The sequence below is a fragment of the Chryseobacterium sp. S90 genome, assembly GCF_047444895.1.
GTDB lineage: Bacteria > Bacteroidota > Bacteroidia > Flavobacteriales > Weeksellaceae > Chryseobacterium.
Genome location: NZ_JBLGCX010000001.1, coordinates 1,608,365 through 1,626,731, shown reverse-complemented (window position 1 = coordinate 1,626,731; position 18,367 = coordinate 1,608,365). Strand labels below are relative to the sequence as shown.

Here is an 18,367-nt window from a genome sequence, read left to right as displayed (position 1 = left end):
GTTGCGAGTTGTGAGCTACGGGAGGAAATTTCTTATCCCGTACCCGTATCCCGATTATTTAATTTTCTCTACTTCAGCGAAAAGTTTTTGGGAAATCTCGTCAATTTCTCCAACACCGTTTACCTCTACATATTTACCCTGCTGCTTATAAAGCTCGGCAACTTCTGCTGTTTTAGTATAATATTCTTTAATTCTGTTTTCGATGATCTCTACATTGCTGTCGTCTGATCTTCCGCTGGTTTCTCCTCTTTTCAGAAGTCTTTCAACCAAAATTTTGTCCTCTACTACCAATGAAAGACAGATATCAATATCGTCGTTCAGTACTTCCTTAACGATGGTTTCCAGAGCTTCTGTCTGTGCAGTTGTTCTTGGATATCCGTCAAAAATAAAACCGTTGGTATCAGTAGGTTTTTTGATCTCATCGATCAGCATATCTGTTGTTACCTGATCCGGAACCAATTCTCCCTTATCGATGTATGACTTAGCCAGTTTCCCAAGTTCAGTGTCATTTTTCATATTGTATCTGAAAAGATCACCTGTTGAAACCTGTTTTAAATTGAATTTCTCGATTAGATTCTGAGCTTGTGTTCCTTTTCCACTTCCTGGAGGGCCGAACAGAACAATGTTTATCATAATGTTGATACGCTTCCAGCCGTTAGTAATACAATACACTGTTGGCTTTTAGCTTTTTTAAGTTAATATTTTACTTTTATTTCGATTAAGTTTTAAAGCTAACAGCCAATAGCCGGTAGCTAATGACAATAATTAATGGTTGATTTGTCCGTCTTCCAATTGATATAAATTAGGTAGGTTTCTTCCCAATTCATCATAATCAAGTCCGTATCCAAGTACAAATTTGTTTGGAATTTCCATTCCGATATAATCCAGTTTGAAATCCTTCTTGTAAATCTCAGGTTTCAGTAAGAAACTCGCCAGTTTTACAGATTTAGGACGTTGTGTTTCCTTGAAATATTTGAAAAGACTCTCAACAGTGTTTCCTGTATCTACGATATCTTCTACAAGAATGATGTGACGGTCTCTTACATCTTTGGTAAGTTCCATTTTCTGATAAACAATCCCTGTAGATTCAGTTCCTACGTAAGAACTCATTTGAATGAAGGCAATTTCACATTCCCCCGGGTAATATTTTAAAAGATCTGAGAAGAACATCACCACCCCATTTAAAACGCCAATGAATACAGGTACTTCATCTTTGTAATCTTCATAAATTCTTAACGCTGTCTCTTTTACAATTTCCTGAATTTCGGCATCCTTTAAATAAGGAACGAAAGTTTTGTCGTGAACTTTAATGCTTTCCATAAAATTTTTAGTAGGAGGCAAAGTTACGGATTTTTGATTAAAATACTTTCCTGTTTTTATTAGTTTGAAAGTTTGACGGTTTCGGGATAATAAAGTGGGGGATTATGATGAAAGTTGTTTAAATCGGAATAAGTATAAGTTATTGAGTGACATAGAAAGGTATAGCCTTAGAAAAATGAATTCTTCGGAAGAGAATAAATACATGGTGTTTAAGAGTGGAAGAAAAAAGAGATGATAAATATCTTAATAATTTATGGGAAAATGAATATTGTAAAAAATGACTACCTTTGTTCTTTCAACCCAAAATACGGACATGTAGGATATCATTTCTTTCAGATTCAATTAAAACAGTAACTAAGATGTTACTGGTGTTCAACTATTTTTTAAGAAAGAAATCATGATTTTACTACAATATATATCCTTTGGGTTTCCGGGAGGAGATCTTCTATTTAATTATACCAATTTAACAATACCATCTCATACCAAATCTGCTTTGGTGGGAAGCAACGGCATGGGAAAATCAACCCTGCTGAAAATTATTGCGGGGGAAATACAGCCTTTAAACGGGAATATTACTATTTCGGATTCTGTTTTTTATGTTCCTCAGATGTTTGGAAATTTTAATCATCTTACCATTGCTGAATGTCTGAAAATAAATCAGAAACTGAATGCACTCCAAAAAATCACCAATGGAGAGGTGGATGAAATTTATTTTGAAATTCTTAATGACGACTGGGACATTGAAGAGCGTTGCCAGCAGGCATTGGAACATTGGGGACTTGACGATTTTGATCTAAATCAAACACTGGAAGAGTTAAGTGGCGGCCAGAAAACCAAGGTCTTTCTTGCGGGAATTCAGATCAGTCAGCCGGAGATCATTATATTGGATGAACCTACCAATCATCTGGATCTAGAGGGAAGAAAATTACTGTATGAACTTATTGATAAAACAGATGCTACAGTAGTTATCGTAAGCCACGACCGGACTTTACTGAATCTGGTTGATACCATCTTTGAATTAAGTAATCAGGGAATTGCCAGGTATGGAGGAAACTATGCTTTTTATGCGGAGCAAAAGGAAGTGGAGGAGGAAGCCTTACACAATGATATCCATGCAAAAGAACGGGCGCTGAAAAAAGCCAAAGAAAAAGAAAGGGAAACGTTGGAACGCAAGCAAAAACTTGATGCGAAGGGAAAACAAAAACAGGAAAAATCGGGCGTTGCACGAATTATGATGAACACTCTTCGGAATAATGCTGAAAAAAACAGTTCAAAGCTGAAAAGTGTGCATGCAGAGAAAATCAGTGGGATTTCAGATGGTTTGAGAGATCTTCGCTCCTCCCTAAAGAACTCTGAGCAGATGAAAGTGAACTTTAATGATTCCAATCTGCATTCAGGGAAGATTTTAATTACTGCTGAAGATATTAACTTCAATTATGGAAAAGGAAATCTATGGAAAGAAAATCTCAATCTTGAGATCCGAAGTGGAGAAAGAATTTCAATCAAAGGCTCGAATGGCTCTGGAAAAACGAGTCTGATACAACTTCTGCTGGGAGATACTGAATCTTCTGAAGGAAAAATAGACAGGGCAGACTTTAACAGCATTTATATTGATCAGGAATATTCACTGATTGATCATGACTCTACTCTTTATGATTTTGTCCAGACTTTTAATGATAATGCGTTACAGGAATCTGAGGTTAAAACATTACTGTCCAGATTTTTATTCGGTAAAGATACCTGGGACAAGAAATGTGGTATGTTGAGTGGTGGTGAACGTTTACGATTACTTCTTTGCGGGCTTTCCATCAGCAATAAAGCTCCGGATATGATCATTCTTGATGAACCCACGAATAACCTCGATCTTCAGAATGTGGAAATTCTCACCAATTCCATTAAAGATTATCATGGAACATTGCTGGTGATTTCCCACGACGAAGTTTTTCTGAAAGAGATTGGAATTGATCGGGAATTGATGCTTGGCTAAGTGTTTTTTGTATAACGTGGAAAATATTCAATAGAGGCGGGCTTTAGCCCGTCTTTTAAAACCAATAAAATTCCATTGGCTTTAGCCAAAACTTATCATAATAAAACCTGGAAATTGATTTTCAGGTTTTTATTTTCTATAAACTTTAAAAACTATTTATTTATTGTATTCAGAATAATCTCCATCTTTTTAGGCAGGTCATAATCTCCTGAAAGTTCAATCAAAGGAGTATTCATCCCAGACAGCCATTCCAAATGGGCTTTCAACGTTCTATTGGCAATACCCGTATGGTGATCATAATCTTTAGCCCAATCCATAAACTCCTGAAATTTTTTTGCTCTTTCCGGATTGGTGGTAATTTCTTCGCCATATCTTTCATACTCTCTTTTTCGCAGCCTTTCCAGTCGTACTTCAGGAGGAAGATAGAGGAAAATAATGAGGTCAAATGCAGGAAATACATTTTCACCCCAATGAATGATTGAACCTCCAAAAATCCAGTTCTCAGAAGTATGAAGTTTGTCTGAAACAATTGAATTTCTCATTTCGGGGTTTTGTCTTTCTGTAAAGGGGATTGGTGTTGGAAGCCAGAAAAAATCATCACTGTCAAAGTATTCAAGATTGAGTTCTTCAGACAATGCTTTTCCTAAAGTGGTAACCCCGGAACCTGAAGCTCCGAAAATATGTATTCTCATGACTTTATTCGTTTATGAATCCGCAAAATCAGCGAAGGTATTTTAATTTTTTACAATCCAATGGTAGATTTCATTCAGTACCTCTTCCCGTATTTTTTCGTTAAGAATTTCGTGGCGCATCTCCGGATAAATCTTCACATCTACATGCTGGAAACCGTCAGCTTTTAAATGGTCAACGGTATGCATAACTCCTTTTCCAAAATCCCCGATCGGATCATTCTGTCCGCTTACAAACAGGAAAGGAAATGACTTAGAAATAGTTGCAGCCCAGTTTCTCGCTGTAGCTTTTTTATAAATGGTAAATAAAGTATAAAAGGCATTATGCGTAAATGGAATTCCACAAAGTTCATCCTGCTCAAAAGCTTTTCTGTTGTTAGGATTTACACTGAGCCAGCTGGTATCACTGAAATCTTTATCTTTTTTAAAATGTTTGTTATTAACGCTCGTAAAAACAGAATTCAAAAAAGTACGATAACGAGGTGCAATAGCGGTAGCTAATGACAAGTAACCTCTTAACAAGTCAATTCCCGGTAAAGGTCCACCGGTTCCTGTAATGACAGCTCCTGCAAACTTACTGCTTGTCTTTTGAAGAAGACATCGTGTAATAAAAGATCCCATAGAATGCCCCAAAATAAAATGTGGAACATCCGGATATTGCTCTGCAAGATAATCAGCCATCATTTCTGCATCTGCAACAAGCCTTTCATCCGGTTTTTCAAGCTGAAAGAAACCAATCTCTTTTTTGTCTTTTACAGATTTTCCATGTCCCAAATGATCATAAGTCAATACAGCAATTCCATGAGAAGCAAAATATTCTGCAATCTCTGCATATCTTCCGCTGTGTTCCTGCATACCGTGAACAATGAGAAGGGTGGCTTTTGGTATTTCCGGAGAGAACAGAGTGTAGAAAAGTTGGGTGTTACTGTTTGTAATTGATGGTAAATATGCTGATTTTTTGGATACTTGCATAATAGCTTATTTAGAAGTTTATCAAAGATAGGGATAAGTAAGAAAATTATCTTTGTTATACTTCTTTGGGAAATGTAAATTTAAAATATGAGTAATTTAAATTTTGAAATTATCATTAAGAATATCTTCTACATTAATGTAGATTGTTTTTATATTTTTTTCTTTAGCTATTTCCACTTCGATCTTTACCCATTTGGAATTTTTAATATTTTCCGAATTTATTACAATGAGAAGTTGAGATTCAGTTAATTTATTAATTACGTTTTTTTGTGGTTCTAGATTGTTGTCATTATGTAATAAATCTATATATATATCACCGAATTTTTGTATTTTTTTTTCTATTTCTAATAGTAAATCTATATTTATTTCTTTATCTATTGTTGTGTAAGAAATGAATATTTTTCGTTTAGAATGCTCCTGCATAATGAAAGATTATTAATATTGTGTCAAACCCAATAATTATTGGATAAAACATTGAAGAAGCATTAAAGAATGAACGATAAAGTCTGCTTTTTGGCGTTCTATTGTTTTCTAGCGTATATTCTTCGTTGTTCTCAGGAATAGTTGAGCTTCTTTTTTTTAATTCTTTAAAATGATCTTTCATTCTAGCTCTTAAGTCTTCTTGAAAATAATACGTTATTATGTCTAAGATCCAGAAAAAAATAGAAAGACAGAGGGGGGTAATGAGTAAAGATATATCAAATTTGTTATTTGCCAACTTAAAGATTATAGGAGTAAGTATTCCAAGTAATACAAAGTAAATTTTTTTAAATTCTAGGCTTGAGGATGAGAAATTATTAGTTGCATTGTGTAATTGATCTATCATTTTCCAATCTATTTCATCTTCAAGAGTTTTTTTATATTCTTCCATTTTATTTCCATGTTATAGTTTGTACTAAGATATAAAAAAATAGTTATCAAAAATGTTACTCTATATAATTTTCCTCCCTCAAAAAAATAAAATCCACCACAAATTTGCTCACCCAATTTTTTAAAAGTAATTTTGCACGAATCTAAAAACAAAAGTAAAATATGTCAACTTATGTAGTTGTAGGTCTTCAGTACGGAGATGAAGGCAAAGGAAAAATCACGGATGTTTTATCAGCAAAATCGGACTATGTAGTACGTTTCCAGGGTGGAGACAACGCTGGTCACACGGTTTATGTAGGTGAAGAAAAATTCGTTTTGCACCTTCTTCCTTCAGGAGTTCTTCAATGCAAAGGGAAATGTATCATTGCGAACGGAGTAGTGGTAAACCCTAAGTCTTTCATTAGAGAAGTTGGTCAGATCGAGAGCAAAGGCTTGAGAACAGATCATATCTTTATCAGCAGAAGAGCGCATGTCATCATGCCTTACCACATCCTTTTGGATACTTACCGTGAAGAGGAACACGGAGGAACTCAGATCGGAACTACCAAAAAAGGAATCGGACCTTGTTATGAAGATAAAATTGCAAGAGTCGGGATCAGAATGGTAGACCTTTTAAATCCTGAAATTTTAAGAGATAAAATTGAGAAAAACTTAAAAGTTAAAAATTCTCTTTTTGAAAAATATTACGGAAAGCCAACTTTAGACGTTGAAGAAATCTACAACGAATATTTAGAGATCGGAAAACAGCTTCAGGACAGAATCGTTGATACTGAATTAGAACTGAACGAAGCGATCAGAGACGGTAAAAACGTATTGTTTGAAGGAGCACAGGCATTAATGCTTGATATCGACTTCGGAACATATCCATATGTAACTTCATCTTCTCCATCTACAGGAGGTGTTTGTTCAGGAGCAGGAGTTCCGCCAACATCACTTCAGAACTTAATCGGTGTGGCAAAAGCATACTGTACAAGAGTTGGAAATGGTCCTTTCCCTTCTGAATTAGACAATGAATTGGGAGAAAGTATCAGACAGATCGGTGGTGAATTTGGAGCGACTACAGGTAGACCAAGAAGAACAGGTTGGTTAGACCTTGTTTCTTTAAAGCATGCTTGTATGATCAATGGGATCAATAATCTGGTAATTACAAAATTAGATGTTCTTACAGGAATTGAAAACCTAAAAGTCGTAACACATTACAAAACTGAAGACGGAAAAATCATTGATTATTTCACTTCTTCAACAGAAAAATTGTACAACTACGAGCCAATCTACCAGGATTTACCAGGTTGGGCAGAAGATATTACAAAAGCAAGAAGCTATGATGAACTTCCTGACAATGCTCAGAAATACATCGAGTTTATTGAGAAATATTTAGGAATCAATGTATACTTGGTTTCTGTAGGTCCTGAAAGAAGTCAGAACATCATCAGAAAAGAATTATTCTAATATTCTTAAACATAAAAATAACAAAGAGACTGTCATTGGATGGTCTCTTTTTTTGTTTAAAAATTTACTTTTTAGCTTGTCAATCAATCCTTGTCAAGGTTTTAAACCTTGACAAGGATGCTTTATTCCAGTTTTGAAATTTTGTATACATTTGTTTCAAGGCAAAAGTATAAACAGGAAAATCAATCACATGGAAGAAAATAAAATACCCCAGCGTCTTCTGGATAATATTATAATCAGTCTATACTTTACAATAGCTTATGCGGTTTTGCTGATCGTTTATTTAGGGCTGCCTATAGGAGTCAGTTCAGATTTTTTGCTGATCCTGTTTATAGTCTGCAGTTTAGTTTTTAGTATAGGCGCGATTTATTTTGCGGCTAAAAGTTATAAAAAAACGAAGATCAGTTCAATTATTCTGATAGTAATCAATTCTCTGGGATTATTGATACCTCTTACTCTTCTTCTCCTGCTTTTATAATCTTCTCTGCTAAGCTGTCACTCCGTTATTTGTAGTTTGTTGTCCTTATTTATTTTTATAGGAAATAGTTCTGTTTTCCTGTGTGACTTTCCTACTTAAAAATGTTAAAATTTAAACATTGTCATAAAATTTTCTAATATTATGTTGTTTTGCTAAAAAATTGGCAGATGTTTTGATATTACAACATTGCTTATCGATAAGAGCTAACAAAACTAATAATCAAAATTTTTAACAGTTTAAAAAGTAGTAGTGATGAAACAACATAATCAAAATCAGGAATTTCGTTTTAACGAAGTTCTCTTTGAGCACCGCAATAAAGAATATGGTGCCTATGCATTAAGAAATGAATCAGATAGAATATTAACCAAAGCGCTTTTTATCGGAGCAAGTTTAATGGCAGCAGTATCTATTACGCCGTTTGTGATTTCAGCATTTAAACCAGCAGAAGTACCTACAGGAACTATATATAGTCTTCCACGTGTAATTGAGATTCAAGATGTAGAAAAGCCTAAAGATCCTCCTGTACAAATTGTAAAGCCCACTCCGCCGGCTCCCGCAGTAAAAACATATGATGATAGATTGCCAGAGCCTAAAGCAATTGTTACCAATGAAAAACAAGTGGAGGATAAAACAAATGCAGTAGCAAGTACACAAACATCGGAAGGTAAAGAAATACCAAATACAACCTATATTCCGATTGTTCCGCGTGTTATTGGAGGCGATGGTCCACCTGCGGTAAAAGCTGATCCGGTAGTTGAAAAAGCGGATCCTAAAAAGATTGAAACGGAATTAAGTGTAGAAGCTAATTTCACAGGAGGAATAGACTCCTTCAGAAATAAAGTAATGAACAACTTTGACGGTTCAGGATTTGAATCAGAAGATGTTGTAAAAACGACAGTTACCTTTATTGTAGAAATGGACGGAACCATCTCAGGGGTAAAAGCTAATGGAACCAACGCCGACTTTAACAGTGAAGCCATGAGAACAATTAAAAACATCTCAAGCAAAGGAAAATGGATTCCAGCCAAAAACAAAAAAGGAGAATTCGTAAGAAGTTATTTCAAATTTCCTATCTCAATGAAGTTTGATAATTAATACGGAAAAACACATTTCAAATAGTTATCCACAAAGATTTTTTTTTGTGGATAATTTTTTTTATCGTTAAATTGCTTATTAACAATATTTTAACTCAAATTTGATTTTCCCCACTCACCGAGAGCAAAGAAAAAAGTGTATTTTTGAAACTTAAAGTTCTAATAATGGCAAAAATCATAGGTATTGCTAATCAAAAAGGAGGCGTTGGTAAAACTACCACTGCTGTAAACTTGGCGGCAGCATTAGGAGTATTGGAAAAAAGAATATTAATCATTGATGCTGATCCTCAGGCGAATGCTACATCCGGTCTAGGTGTTGAAGATGTTCAGTATTCTACATATAATCTACTGGAGCACAGCGCAGAGACAAGAGTCTGTATCAAAAGAACAGCCACTCCGAATCTGGATATTATCCCGTCACATATTGACCTGGTAGCTGCAGAAATTGAATTGGTAGACAAGGAAGACCGTGAGTATATGCTGAAAAAAGCATTAGCCAGTGTAAGAGATGATTATGACTATATCATCATTGACTGTGCACCAAGTTTAGGGCTTATTACAGTCAATGCACTTACAGCTGCAGACTCTGTAATTATTCCGATCCAATGTGAATATTTTGCATTAGAAGGGCTTGGTAAACTTTTGAATACTGTTAAAAACGTTCAGAAGATCCACAATAAAGATCTTGGAATTGAAGGTCTTCTTCTTACGATGTATGACAGCCGATTGAGACTATCCAATCAGGTAGTGGAAGAAGTAAACCTGCACTTCCCGGAAATGGTTTTTGAGACCATTATCAGCAGAAACGTAAGGCTAAGTGAAGCACCAAGTTTCGGGGAAAGTATCCTGAATTATGATGCAGAAAGTAAAGGAGCTGTTCAGTACATTCAGTTGGCTGAAGAAGTTCTTTTGAAGAATGAAAACTTAATAAAGAATTAAATTAATAATAAATGGCCAATAGGTGGATGCTAGCCACCACTTATCAAACATCATTTATCAATTATATCTATGAAGGACAAAAAAAGAGCTATGGGACGCGGCTTGGGCGCCATTTTAAGCGCAGAATCTAAAGCAACTATCAATTCCGCTACTGATGAAGGGGCAGATAAGTTTGTAGGAAATATTGTAGAAGTTTCGCTTGAAGATATCTATCCGAACCCGACGCAGCCGAGAACTTATTTTGATGAAAAAGCATTAAACGAACTTGCACAGTCGATCAAAAACTTAGGCGTAATTCAACCAATTACCCTGAGAAAAGACGGTGAGAAGTTTGAAATCATTTCCGGGGAAAGACGTTACAGAGCAACTAAAATTGCCGGATTAACGACTATTCCTGCCTATATCCGTTTAGTGAATGATCAGGAACTTCTTGAGATGGCTCTTGTTGAAAACATCCAGAGAGAAGATCTTGATGCCATCGAAATTGCACTTACTTATCATAGGCTTTTAGAAGAAATAGGTCTTACGCAGGAAAACCTGAGTCAGAGAATAGGAAAAGATAGAAGTACCATTACCAATTCTATCAGGCTGTTAAGACTAAATCCGGATATTCAGAATGCTATCAGAAGCGGTGAAATTTCTGCAGGACACGGCCGGGCAATCATCAGTCTTGAAAGTGAAGAAGATCAGCAGGTTTTGTTTGAGCTTATCATCAAAGAAAAACTAAACGTTCGTCAGGCAGAGCAGGCAGCTGCTGCATTGAAGAATCCAAAATCTCCCGCTGCCAAAAAAGCAAAAGTGGAGCTTTCCAATAACTATAAAAAGGCCCAGAAGACAATATCTGATATCTTAGATGTAAAAGTAGAAATCAAATCTTCTGGAAATGGTAAAAAAGGTAAAATTGTCCTGGACTTCAAAAATGAAGAAGAGCTGGAATATATTTTATCCCATATTAAATAATGAAGAAAATATTTTTCACATTTTTCTTGTGTATCGCTGCACTGGCTTACTCACAAGTAAACCCTATTGATACCGTTCGGATGCAGACACCTCCGAAAGAGGAACCCCGTGTGGTGAAACCAGGTAAAACAGAAGCAAAGATCATTGAAGATCTTGAAAAAGCTAATGGTCCTACAATAAAAACCATAAAACTGAATCCCACCAGAGCAGGATTGTATTCTGCTGTTTTACCGGGATTGGGACAGTTTTATAACAAAAAATACTGGAAGATTCCCATTGTCTGGGGAGCGGTAGGAGCTGGAGTTGGTATTGCTGTATGGAATGATAACCAGTACAAAAAATATCGTGAATACTACATGGCGAAACTTAATGGTACTCCTAATGAATTTGTGGACAGCCATCCGTTTTTAGATAAAAGAGCATTGGGGAACGCGCAGGACAGAGCGAAGAGACAGAGAGATTATGCCATTGCAATTACAGGACTTATTTATATTCTGAATATTGTAGATGCCGTAGTAGATGCGCACCTTTACGAAAGCCGTCATGACCCGGATTTGGTTTTTAAACCATCTGTTATTCAGGATCAGTATGGGTACAGTGCTCCAAAAACAGGATTCAGTTTAAGTTATAGATTTTAGAAGACAACATATTTGCAGAAGACTTTAGTGGGAAGCAATATTTAAAAATAAAAAAGATTATATGAAAATAGCATTAGTTGGTTACGGTAAAATGGGTAAGATCATTGATGAGATCGCGCAGAAAAGAGGTCATGAAGTAGTTGCCCGTCTTAAGGAAACCCCAACTGCTGAGAATCTTAATAATCCGGATGTTGTGATTGAATTCTCATTGCCTGAAGTGGCATTTGAAAACATCAAAGCTTGTCTTGAAAATAAAATTCCGGTAATCTGTGGAACTACAGGCTGGCTGGATCAGAAAGAAGAAATAGAAAAACTGGCTGTAGAAAACGGTACAGCATTCCTATACGGTTCCAACTTTAGTTTAGGAGTCAATTTATTTTTTGCTTTAAACGAGAAGCTTGCAGATCTGATGAAAAACGTAGATGAATACTCTTGCCAGCTGGAAGAGATTCACCACATCCATAAAAAAGATGCTCCAAGCGGAACTGCTATTTCCATTGCAGAAGGAATCATTCAGAACAATCCTAAATTCGATGCCTGGAAGCTGGAAGAGACAGAAGGTAAACAATTAGGAATTTTTGCGGTACGTGAAGATGAAGTTCCGGGAACTCATAGCGTATATTACAGAAGTGAAGTAGACGAAATCGAGATCAAGCATACTGCTTTCAACAGAAACGGTTTTGCGCTGGGAGCTGTGGTAGCTGCCGAATGGATTAAAGATAAAAAAGGAAACTTCGCAATGAAAGACGTTTTGGGACTTTAATTTGTAACAAATTCTGTAAATTGCAGACCAATAAACAGAAAATGATGAATAGTGAATTGTAAACAGCGGACTGCTTTTATCATTTATTACTCATCATTTTATCATAAGAATAGGCACAAAAATTTATGAATTATTTTTTAACTTATACAGTATATGTCCTCATACTATCCGTATTGATGGGCATTTCATCTTGGAAACTGTTCAAGAAAATGGGCTATAGCCCTTTATTTGCTTTTATCCCTTTCTATAACTATTTCATTATTCTGAAAGAAACAAAGCATCCGAAATGGTGGGCAATCCTGTCTTATCTTCCGATTGTAGGGCCAATCATGATGTCTGTTTTCCACCTTTATCTCGTGAAAAAGTTTGGGAAGACCCTTTTCAAGGATCAGATTCTTGCCGTGATCCTGCCATTTATTTATCTGGCGGTGATCAACTATTCTAAAGATGTAGAGTTAGAAGATGAAAACGCAAACGATCTGTTTCTTACAGACGAAGAGAAAAACGAGAAAAAGAAAGATACATTCGTTGGGTCTATTACCTTTGCGGTAGTTTTCGCTACTATTATCCACGTTTTCGTAACACAGCCTTTCGGGATTCCTACAGGATCCATGGAAAGAACATTACTGGTAGGAGATTTCCTTTTTGTAAACAAATGGAGCTACGGTTACAGACTTCCGATGCGTCCGGTAGCAATACCTTTCCTTCAGGGAACAATTATGGATACAGGACAGAAAGGTAACCCGAAAGATGATCCAAAATCTTACGTAGACGGAGTAAAACTTCCCTACACAAGAATTTTACAATTCAACAAGCCTCAGAAAAATGACGTAGTTGTTTTCAACTATCCTCAGGATTCTGTACATACAGCGATCGATAGAAAAGATCCTTACGTAAAACGTTGCGTTGCTACAGCAGGTGATACTTTTGAAATGAGAGCCGGAAGACTTTTCGTAAACGGAAAGCCGGAAACTGTTTTAGGAGATCAGGAAGTACAGCACAGATATATTGTAACAACCGATGCTCAATTAGATATCCCAACCTTATATAAAGCTTATGGATTTTTACCGGTTCAGGAGTTTCAACAGGATAACGGAGGATTTATTTATGGTTTTCAAGGTCTAACGGATAAGACTGCTAAAGAAATTAAAGAACTTCCTCATGTTCTTGATATGAAAGAAGAAGTTTCAGCAAAAGGTGAAGCTGCAGTATATTACAGAGACGAAGCCAAAACTAAAATTGATACTACACAGTCTATTTTCCCGATCAACAAACCTTGGAATCAGGATTGGTACGGCCCGCTTAGAATTCCTAAAAAAGGAGATGTTGTGGCAATCAATCAGGAAACACTTCCAACTTATCAGTGGATCATTTCTGAATATGAGCACAACAGCTTAGAGAAAAAGAACGGGAAAATCTTTATCAACGGAAAAGAAGCAACCCAGTATACTATTCAGCAGGATTATTATATGATGGTGGGAGACAACAGAGATGCTTCGTTAGATGCAAGATTCTTTGGTTTCGTTCCGGAAGAAAATATTGTAGGAAAGCCGATGTTTACATGGATGAGCCTTCAGGGTGCTTTTGCAGACAGCAGTTCTACTTATCAGGCACCATTCAAAATCCGTTGGGAAAGAATGTTCAAAGCAACCAATACAGGAGAAGCCAATAAAACCTCTTACTGGTGGATTGCAGCAATGATCTTAATCTTATTCTTCGGATGGGAGTATTTCGTGAAATTATTCAGAAAGAAAAAAACTGAAGAATAGTGTTTAAAAGTAAAATATTTAATAGAGTCCTTTTAATAGGCAGCTTTATTGTAACTCTTTTTATTATTGCAAAACTCTCCGGGGTTTTGCAATATGCTTTTGTACCAACGGCAGGCAATGAACCTACCATCAAAAAAAAGTCATTTATTGTGATGACTAACATCCTTCCTTATGCCAAGTTTAAAATGATTGCTTACAATCAGAATAATTTAGATTATCCTCAAGGTGTCTATGTGCAAAGATTAATAGGAACGGAAAATGATGAGATTTTAATTAAGGATGGAAAATTATACGTTAATAATACATTGATAGATAAGTTTAATGTGAAGCATTCTTATAAAATAGACAGAGGCTATGCAAATGATCTCCTATTTAAAGGTACTAAAGAAAGTGAAGTCTTTCAGATTGATGATAATTACTTCATTACTCAGTTAAGTGATAAAGAACTTAATGATAATTTCTTCCATGAAAGGTTTATAAATCCAAATACAGATCAGGATATTCGCAAAATTTATCATAAAGATTGGAATGCAGATAACTTTGGACCAATAAAAGTTCCAAGTGGAAAATTATTCTTTTTAGGAGATAATCGTAATGCAAGTTTAGATTCCCGTTATTTAGGCTTTATTGATGAGAAAGATGCCGTAGGACGGGTAATTTACCCTAGAAACTAGATTATATTATTATGCAAAATATTTTATTACCGGCATTTTATTTGCCCCCAATTTCATGGTTTTCAGTATTGTTAAATCCTGAGAATGAAATTACATTGGAACAGTTTGAGAGTTTCCCCAAGCAGACTTACAGAAACAGAGCAAACATTTATGGAGCCAACGGAAAATTGTCTTTAATAATTCCTATCCATCATAACGGGAAAAGAGAATTTAAAGATGTTGAAATCTCTTACCGCGAAGATTGGAGATCCCTTCATTGGAAATCAATCAAGACGGCATATCAGAGTTCTCCTTATTTTGAATACTATGAAGATAAGTTCAGAAAAATATTTGAGCTTCAGGAAAAATACCTTCTTGATTTTAACCTTAAAGGGATAGAAATCATCCAACAGATATTGAAAACAGAAAAGGCACACTCTTTGAATGAAGAATATATCAAAAATCCTGAAAGTATTAATTTCAGAGAAAAGTTTTCGGCAAAACTTCCGTCAGAGTTTCAAATGGAAGAATATTACCAGACATTTTCTGATAAATTAGGCTTTTTGGAAGACCTTTCGGTTCTTGACCTTATTTGTAATAAAGGCCCTGAATCGCTGGTGTATATAAAAAATATAAAACAATCATATTAGCATACAATCGCTATTAGTGAAATTTCAGTATAGAACAGAAGAAGTTGGTGATTGGTGTATCTTTTAAAAAAAATAAATTTCAACATATGAAAAAGGTATTATTAGCTGCAGTTTTTTTAGCAGGTTTTAGTTTCTCTTTTGCACAGGAATCTAAAGCTAAAAGTATTGATCCAAACGAAGATAAAGATCTGATGACATGGTATCATAAAGATTTTGCAACTTCAAAAGTTTATGGGGTAAATACAGCAAATGCTTATAAATACTTGGAATCTAAAGGGCTAAAGCCTAAAACCGTTGTGGTAGGAGTTTTGGATAGTGGAGTACAGGTAGACCATCCCGGATTGGTAAATAACCTTTGGTCAAACCCTAATGAAATTCCCGGAAATGGTAAAGATGACGACGGAAACGGATACATTGATGATGTACACGGTTGGAACTTCATAGGAGGTAAAAACGGTGATGTTGATATCGATAATATGGAAGTCACAAGAGTCGTTGCCAAATACAAACCTGTTTTTGAAGGAACTGATTCCACTAAAAATAAAGCAAATCAGGCTCAAATGAAAGATGAGTTTGATATGTATATGAAGGCCAAAGATATGTTCAATAAGAAAAGTATCGAGGCTCAACAGAATTTCAGAACCTATTCTATGCTGAACGAGCTGATTCCTAATATGGTAAAATTATTAGGAGGTAAGCCTGTAACCGCTGAGACACTCTCAGCAATTAAAGCCCCTACAGATCAAAAAGATGCAATCGCACTGGAATTCCTGGGTCAGATTTCTCAAAGCCCTGAATTCAAAGGAAAATCTTCCGCTGAATTTGAAAAGAAGATGAAAGAAGAAATGAAGGAGGCAATAGATCACTTTGCTCCGGCAGCAAAACAATATGACCTTTCCTATGATACCAGAAAAGAAATTGTAGGTGATAACTATGATGACTATTCTGAAAAAAGTTATGGTAACAACCATTACGAAGGACCGGATGCAGAGCATGGGACTCACGTAGCAGGAATTATCGCTGGATTGCCGCAAGGAAAAGAAATTCAGCACGGTGTAGCTTCAAAAGTTGCTAAGATTATGTCTGTAAGAACAGTTCCAAACGGTGATGAAAGAGATAAAGATGTAGCTAACGCTATCAGATATGCAGTAGATAACGGAGCAAAAGTTTTAAATATGAGCTTCGGGAAACCTGTTTCTCCAGGTAAAAATGTAGTTTGGGATGCTTTTAAATATGCTGAAGATAAAGGTGTGCTTTTAGTAAAAGCTGCCGGTAACGAAAATGAAGATGTTGCAGAACATTTGGCATATCCTACCAACTTTAAAAATGTTACTGATGAAAAACCATTTGTAAGCAACGTTCTTGTAGTAGGAGCAAGCACCAATAAAAACAGTGCTTTGAGAGCCGATTTCTCTAACTATAATAAAAAAATGGTGAATGTTTTCGCCCCGGGTGAAGAAATTTATTCTACCGTTCCTAAAAACGAATACAAATACCTTCAGGGAACTTCTATGGCTTCCCCTGTGGTAGCTGGAGGAGCTGCAGTTTTATTAGCATATATGCCGGATCTGAAACCTTATCAGATCATTGAAGCGCTTGTGAAAAGCAGCAATGCAAGTACTGCAAACGGATTCACAGATCAATCGCAGGCAGGAGGTGTTATCGACCTGAAAAAAGCTGCAGAATATGCTTATACCAATTTCTACAAAGGAAAGCCGTCAAGCACTGCTAAGCCTTCGAAATCTGTAAAAAAGGCTGTTAAAAAATAATTTATCTCCCTGTTTTTAAGGAGAAACCATAAAAAGTCCGAATTTTTTCGGACTTTTTATTTTTTATTTTAAATTTTGGCACGGTTTTTTGTAACTTTATAGTAACAAAATAATAAACAACAAAATGAAAAAGTTACTACTTGCAGGGATGTTGGGAACATCACTTTTTGCAGTTTCGTGTTCCTCTGTTAACAAAGCAGCTACATCTCAAAATCAAAGAGCCGACTTCCTGAAAATGAAAGGAGACTGGCAGATTGTAAGCATAGATTATGATAAAGGTTATAAAATTAAACCTTTTGACGAAGGTGCAGACGCACAGTGTTTCGTGGGAAGCCACTGGAGACTGATTCCTAATAACTGGACAGGAGCGTATACTTTAAACGGTGGTGGAGATTGCCCGGCAATTACACAACCTATCAAATTTGAAGTAAAAGGTGGTAATACGTTTATGTTTAAAAAAATTGCTTCAGGTACTAAAGCAAAACAAAATACTGCAGGGTATACAATGACGTTAATCAACCAGGCTACAGATCAGTTTTCACTTGAGCAAGATGTTCCTTTTGAAGGAGGTAATGTAAAAGTAGTTTACAACTTCCAGAGAACAGGGATGAAATAATTTATCAACATAAAAGATCAAAAAAATGAATTTTAATAAAACATACGTAGGAGCCCTTTTCTTGTCATCAGCATTATTATTGACAAGCTGTGAGGCAGTTCAGAATTCAAATCACCAACAAAGAGGTACAGCAGTAGGTGTTGCTTCAGGAGCAGTACTTGGAGGTATCCTGGGTAACAATGTAGGAAAAGGAGGAAACGGAGCTATTGGTGCTGTATTAGGTGGTATTATCGGTGGTGTAGCTGGTAATGTTATCGGTAACAAAATGGATAAGCAGGCCAGAGATATTAAAGAAACTTTACCAGGTGCTCAGGTAGAAAGAGTAGGAGATGGTATTAAAGTAACAATGAATGAAAGCATCGTTAACTTTGCATTTGACTCTTCAAACCTTACTTCTGTTGCACAGACTAACCTTGATAAGCTGGCTGAAGTATTAGTAAACAACCCTGATACCAATATCAATATCTACGGACACACAGACAGCGTAGGTAAAGACGCTTACAACATGGCACTTTCTCAAAGAAGAGCTGATGCTGTAAAAACTTATTTAGTAGGAAAAGGAATTGCATCAAGCAGAATGTTCACAAAAGGTGAAGGTAAAAATATGCCGGTTGCAAGCAATGATACTGATGAAGGAAGAGCTAAAAACAGAAGAGTTGAGTTTGCGATCACTGCAAATGAAAAAATGATTAATGATGCCAAGCAAGGGCAGTAATTAATTTTACATATAAATATTTTCGTAAAAGACCGC

General features: G+C 35.9%; 19 protein-coding genes. 13 read left to right on the top strand and 6 right to left on the bottom strand.

All coding sequences use genetic code 11. The features are described from left to right. Positions 1–54: 54 nt before the first annotated feature. Both ACLMCG_RS07495 and hpt read right to left on the bottom strand, forming a co-directional pair. Positions 55–633 (bottom strand): adenylate kinase, encoded by a 579-nt coding sequence (locus ACLMCG_RS07495; protein ID WP_047374143.1) that lies wholly within the window; start codon positions 631–633, stop codon positions 55–57. Between the two features lie 132 nt (positions 634–765). Next, a complete protein-coding gene (gene hpt, locus ACLMCG_RS07490) occupies positions 766–1,320 on the bottom strand; it encodes a hypoxanthine phosphoribosyltransferase (protein WP_047380929.1) in 555 nt (184 codons plus the stop codon). Positions 1,321–1,717: 397 nt separating this feature from the next. Between hpt and ACLMCG_RS07485 the strand changes: the two genes are divergently transcribed. Beyond that, entirely contained in the window at positions 1,718–3,307 is a 1,590-nt protein-coding gene (locus tag ACLMCG_RS07485; RefSeq protein ID WP_413959366.1) for an ABC-F family ATP-binding cassette domain-containing protein, read from the top strand. Between the two features lie 152 nt (positions 3,308–3,459). On the opposite strand, the gene ACLMCG_RS07480 is transcribed toward ACLMCG_RS07485, so the two are convergent. From ACLMCG_RS07480 to ACLMCG_RS07465, 4 genes are all read right to left on the bottom strand, one after another. Next, positions 3,460–3,999 carry an AAA family ATPase gene (locus ACLMCG_RS07480; protein ID WP_413959365.1) on the bottom strand — a complete coding sequence of 180 codons (540 nt, stop codon included), beginning with the start codon at positions 3,997–3,999 and terminating at the stop codon, positions 3,460–3,462. Positions 4,000–4,041: 42 nt separating this feature from the next. After that, entirely contained in the window at positions 4,042–4,968 is a 927-nt protein-coding gene (locus ACLMCG_RS07475; protein WP_413959364.1) for an alpha/beta fold hydrolase, read from the bottom strand. A gap of 96 nt (positions 4,969–5,064) precedes the next feature. Beyond that, a complete protein-coding gene (locus ACLMCG_RS07470) occupies positions 5,065–5,391 on the bottom strand; it encodes a TIR domain-containing protein (protein ID WP_413959363.1) in 327 nt (108 codons plus the stop codon). After that, positions 5,375–5,839 (bottom strand): hypothetical protein, encoded by a 465-nt coding sequence (locus ACLMCG_RS07465; protein ID WP_413959362.1) that lies wholly within the window; start codon positions 5,837–5,839, stop codon positions 5,375–5,377. Before ACLMCG_RS07465 ends, ACLMCG_RS07470 begins: the two co-directional genes overlap by 17 nt. 161 nt (positions 5,840–6,000) lie before the next feature. On the opposite strand from ACLMCG_RS07465, the gene ACLMCG_RS07460 reads away from it, so the two are divergent. The 12 genes from ACLMCG_RS07460 (at position 6,001) to ACLMCG_RS07405 (ending at position 18,331) form a co-directional block, all read left to right on the top strand. Next, on the top strand, positions 6,001–7,287 hold the full coding sequence (locus ACLMCG_RS07460; RefSeq protein ID WP_223601739.1) for an adenylosuccinate synthase: 1,287 nt from the start codon (positions 6,001–6,003) through the stop codon (positions 7,285–7,287). Positions 7,288–8,017: 730 nt separating this feature from the next. Beyond that, on the top strand, positions 8,018–8,860 hold the full coding sequence (locus ACLMCG_RS07455) for an energy transducer TonB (RefSeq protein ID WP_413959361.1): 843 nt from the start codon (positions 8,018–8,020) through the stop codon (positions 8,858–8,860). Between the two features lie 164 nt (positions 8,861–9,024). Then, the gene (locus tag ACLMCG_RS07450) at positions 9,025–9,798 is read left to right on the top strand and encodes a ParA family protein (RefSeq protein WP_047420649.1); all 774 of its coding nucleotides are present in this window, start codon (positions 9,025–9,027) and stop codon (positions 9,796–9,798) included. Between the two features lie 69 nt (positions 9,799–9,867). Next, a complete protein-coding gene (locus ACLMCG_RS07445) occupies positions 9,868–10,758 on the top strand; it encodes a ParB/RepB/Spo0J family partition protein (RefSeq protein WP_413959360.1) in 891 nt (296 codons plus the stop codon). After that, entirely contained in the window at positions 10,758–11,396 is a 639-nt protein-coding gene (locus ACLMCG_RS07440; RefSeq protein WP_413959359.1) for a DUF5683 domain-containing protein, read from the top strand. The genes ACLMCG_RS07445 and ACLMCG_RS07440 overlap by 1 nt, the downstream gene beginning before the upstream one ends. A gap of 61 nt (positions 11,397–11,457) precedes the next feature. Next, positions 11,458–12,159: a 4-hydroxy-tetrahydrodipicolinate reductase gene (gene dapB, locus ACLMCG_RS07435; protein WP_047374207.1), complete on the top strand. Its 702-nt coding sequence runs from the start codon at positions 11,458–11,460 to the stop codon at positions 12,157–12,159. 125 nt (positions 12,160–12,284) lie between these two features. Continuing rightward, positions 12,285–13,928 carry a signal peptidase I gene (gene lepB, locus ACLMCG_RS07430; protein ID WP_413959358.1) on the top strand — a complete coding sequence of 548 codons (1,644 nt, stop codon included), beginning with the start codon at positions 12,285–12,287 and terminating at the stop codon, positions 13,926–13,928. After that, positions 13,928–14,602 (top strand): signal peptidase I, encoded by a 675-nt coding sequence (lepB, locus tag ACLMCG_RS07425; RefSeq protein WP_413959357.1) that lies wholly within the window; start codon positions 13,928–13,930, stop codon positions 14,600–14,602. Before lepB (ACLMCG_RS07430) ends, lepB (ACLMCG_RS07425) begins: the two co-directional genes overlap by 1 nt. Positions 14,603–14,613: 11 nt before the next feature. Continuing rightward, entirely contained in the window at positions 14,614–15,231 is a 618-nt protein-coding gene (locus ACLMCG_RS07420; RefSeq protein WP_413959356.1) for a WbqC family protein, read from the top strand. An 86-nt stretch (positions 15,232–15,317) separates the two neighbouring features. Next, positions 15,318–17,000, top strand: coding sequence for a S8 family serine peptidase (locus tag ACLMCG_RS07415; protein WP_223601731.1), 1,683 nt, complete (start codon positions 15,318–15,320; stop codon positions 16,998–17,000). A 124-nt stretch (positions 17,001–17,124) separates the two neighbouring features. Further along, on the top strand, positions 17,125–17,616 hold the full coding sequence (locus ACLMCG_RS07410) for a lipocalin family protein (RefSeq protein WP_149835625.1): 492 nt from the start codon (positions 17,125–17,127) through the stop codon (positions 17,614–17,616). A gap of 25 nt (positions 17,617–17,641) precedes the next feature. Then, complete coding sequence (locus ACLMCG_RS07405) at positions 17,642–18,331, top strand: OmpA family protein (RefSeq protein WP_223601730.1); 690 nt, start codon at positions 17,642–17,644, stop codon at positions 18,329–18,331. Positions 18,332–18,367 lie beyond the last annotated feature (36 nt).

Excerpts from the sequence above, each read along its gene's own strand:
- ACLMCG_RS07405 (WP_223601730.1), top strand. The coding sequence starts at position 17,642 with ATGAATTTTAATAAAACATACGTAGGAGCCCTTTTCTTGTCATCAGCA.
- ACLMCG_RS07470 (WP_413959363.1), bottom strand. The coding sequence starts at position 5,391 with ATGCAGGAGCATTCTAAACGAAAAATATTCATTTCTTACACAACAATA.
- ACLMCG_RS07410 (WP_149835625.1), top strand. The coding sequence starts at position 17,125 with ATGAAAAAGTTACTACTTGCAGGGATGTTGGGAACATCACTTTTTGCA.
- ACLMCG_RS07420 (WP_413959356.1), top strand. The coding sequence starts at position 14,614 with ATGCAAAATATTTTATTACCGGCATTTTATTTGCCCCCAATTTCATGG.
- dapB (WP_047374207.1), top strand. The coding sequence starts at position 11,458 with ATGAAAATAGCATTAGTTGGTTACGGTAAAATGGGTAAGATCATTGAT.
- ACLMCG_RS07480 (WP_413959365.1), bottom strand. The coding sequence starts at position 3,999 with ATGAGAATACATATTTTCGGAGCTTCAGGTTCCGGGGTTACCACTTTA.
- hpt (WP_047380929.1), bottom strand. The coding sequence starts at position 1,320 with ATGGAAAGCATTAAAGTTCACGACAAAACTTTCGTTCCTTATTTAAAG.
- ACLMCG_RS07475 (WP_413959364.1), bottom strand. The coding sequence starts at position 4,968 with ATGCAAGTATCCAAAAAATCAGCATATTTACCATCAATTACAAACAGT.
- ACLMCG_RS07445 (WP_413959360.1), top strand. The coding sequence starts at position 9,868 with ATGAAGGACAAAAAAAGAGCTATGGGACGCGGCTTGGGCGCCATTTTA.
- ACLMCG_RS07415 (WP_223601731.1), top strand. The coding sequence starts at position 15,318 with ATGAAAAAGGTATTATTAGCTGCAGTTTTTTTAGCAGGTTTTAGTTTC.
- ACLMCG_RS07465 (WP_413959362.1), bottom strand. The coding sequence starts at position 5,839 with ATGGAAGAATATAAAAAAACTCTTGAAGATGAAATAGATTGGAAAATG.
- lepB (WP_413959358.1), top strand. The coding sequence starts at position 12,285 with ATGAATTATTTTTTAACTTATACAGTATATGTCCTCATACTATCCGTA.
- ACLMCG_RS07485 (WP_413959366.1), top strand. The coding sequence starts at position 1,718 with ATGATTTTACTACAATATATATCCTTTGGGTTTCCGGGAGGAGATCTT.
- ACLMCG_RS07440 (WP_413959359.1), top strand. The coding sequence starts at position 10,758 with ATGAAGAAAATATTTTTCACATTTTTCTTGTGTATCGCTGCACTGGCT.
- ACLMCG_RS07495 (WP_047374143.1), bottom strand. The coding sequence starts at position 633 with ATGATAAACATTGTTCTGTTCGGCCCTCCAGGAAGTGGAAAAGGAACA.
- ACLMCG_RS07455 (WP_413959361.1), top strand. The coding sequence starts at position 8,018 with ATGAAACAACATAATCAAAATCAGGAATTTCGTTTTAACGAAGTTCTC.
- ACLMCG_RS07450 (WP_047420649.1), top strand. The coding sequence starts at position 9,025 with ATGGCAAAAATCATAGGTATTGCTAATCAAAAAGGAGGCGTTGGTAAA.
- ACLMCG_RS07460 (WP_223601739.1), top strand. The coding sequence starts at position 6,001 with ATGTCAACTTATGTAGTTGTAGGTCTTCAGTACGGAGATGAAGGCAAA.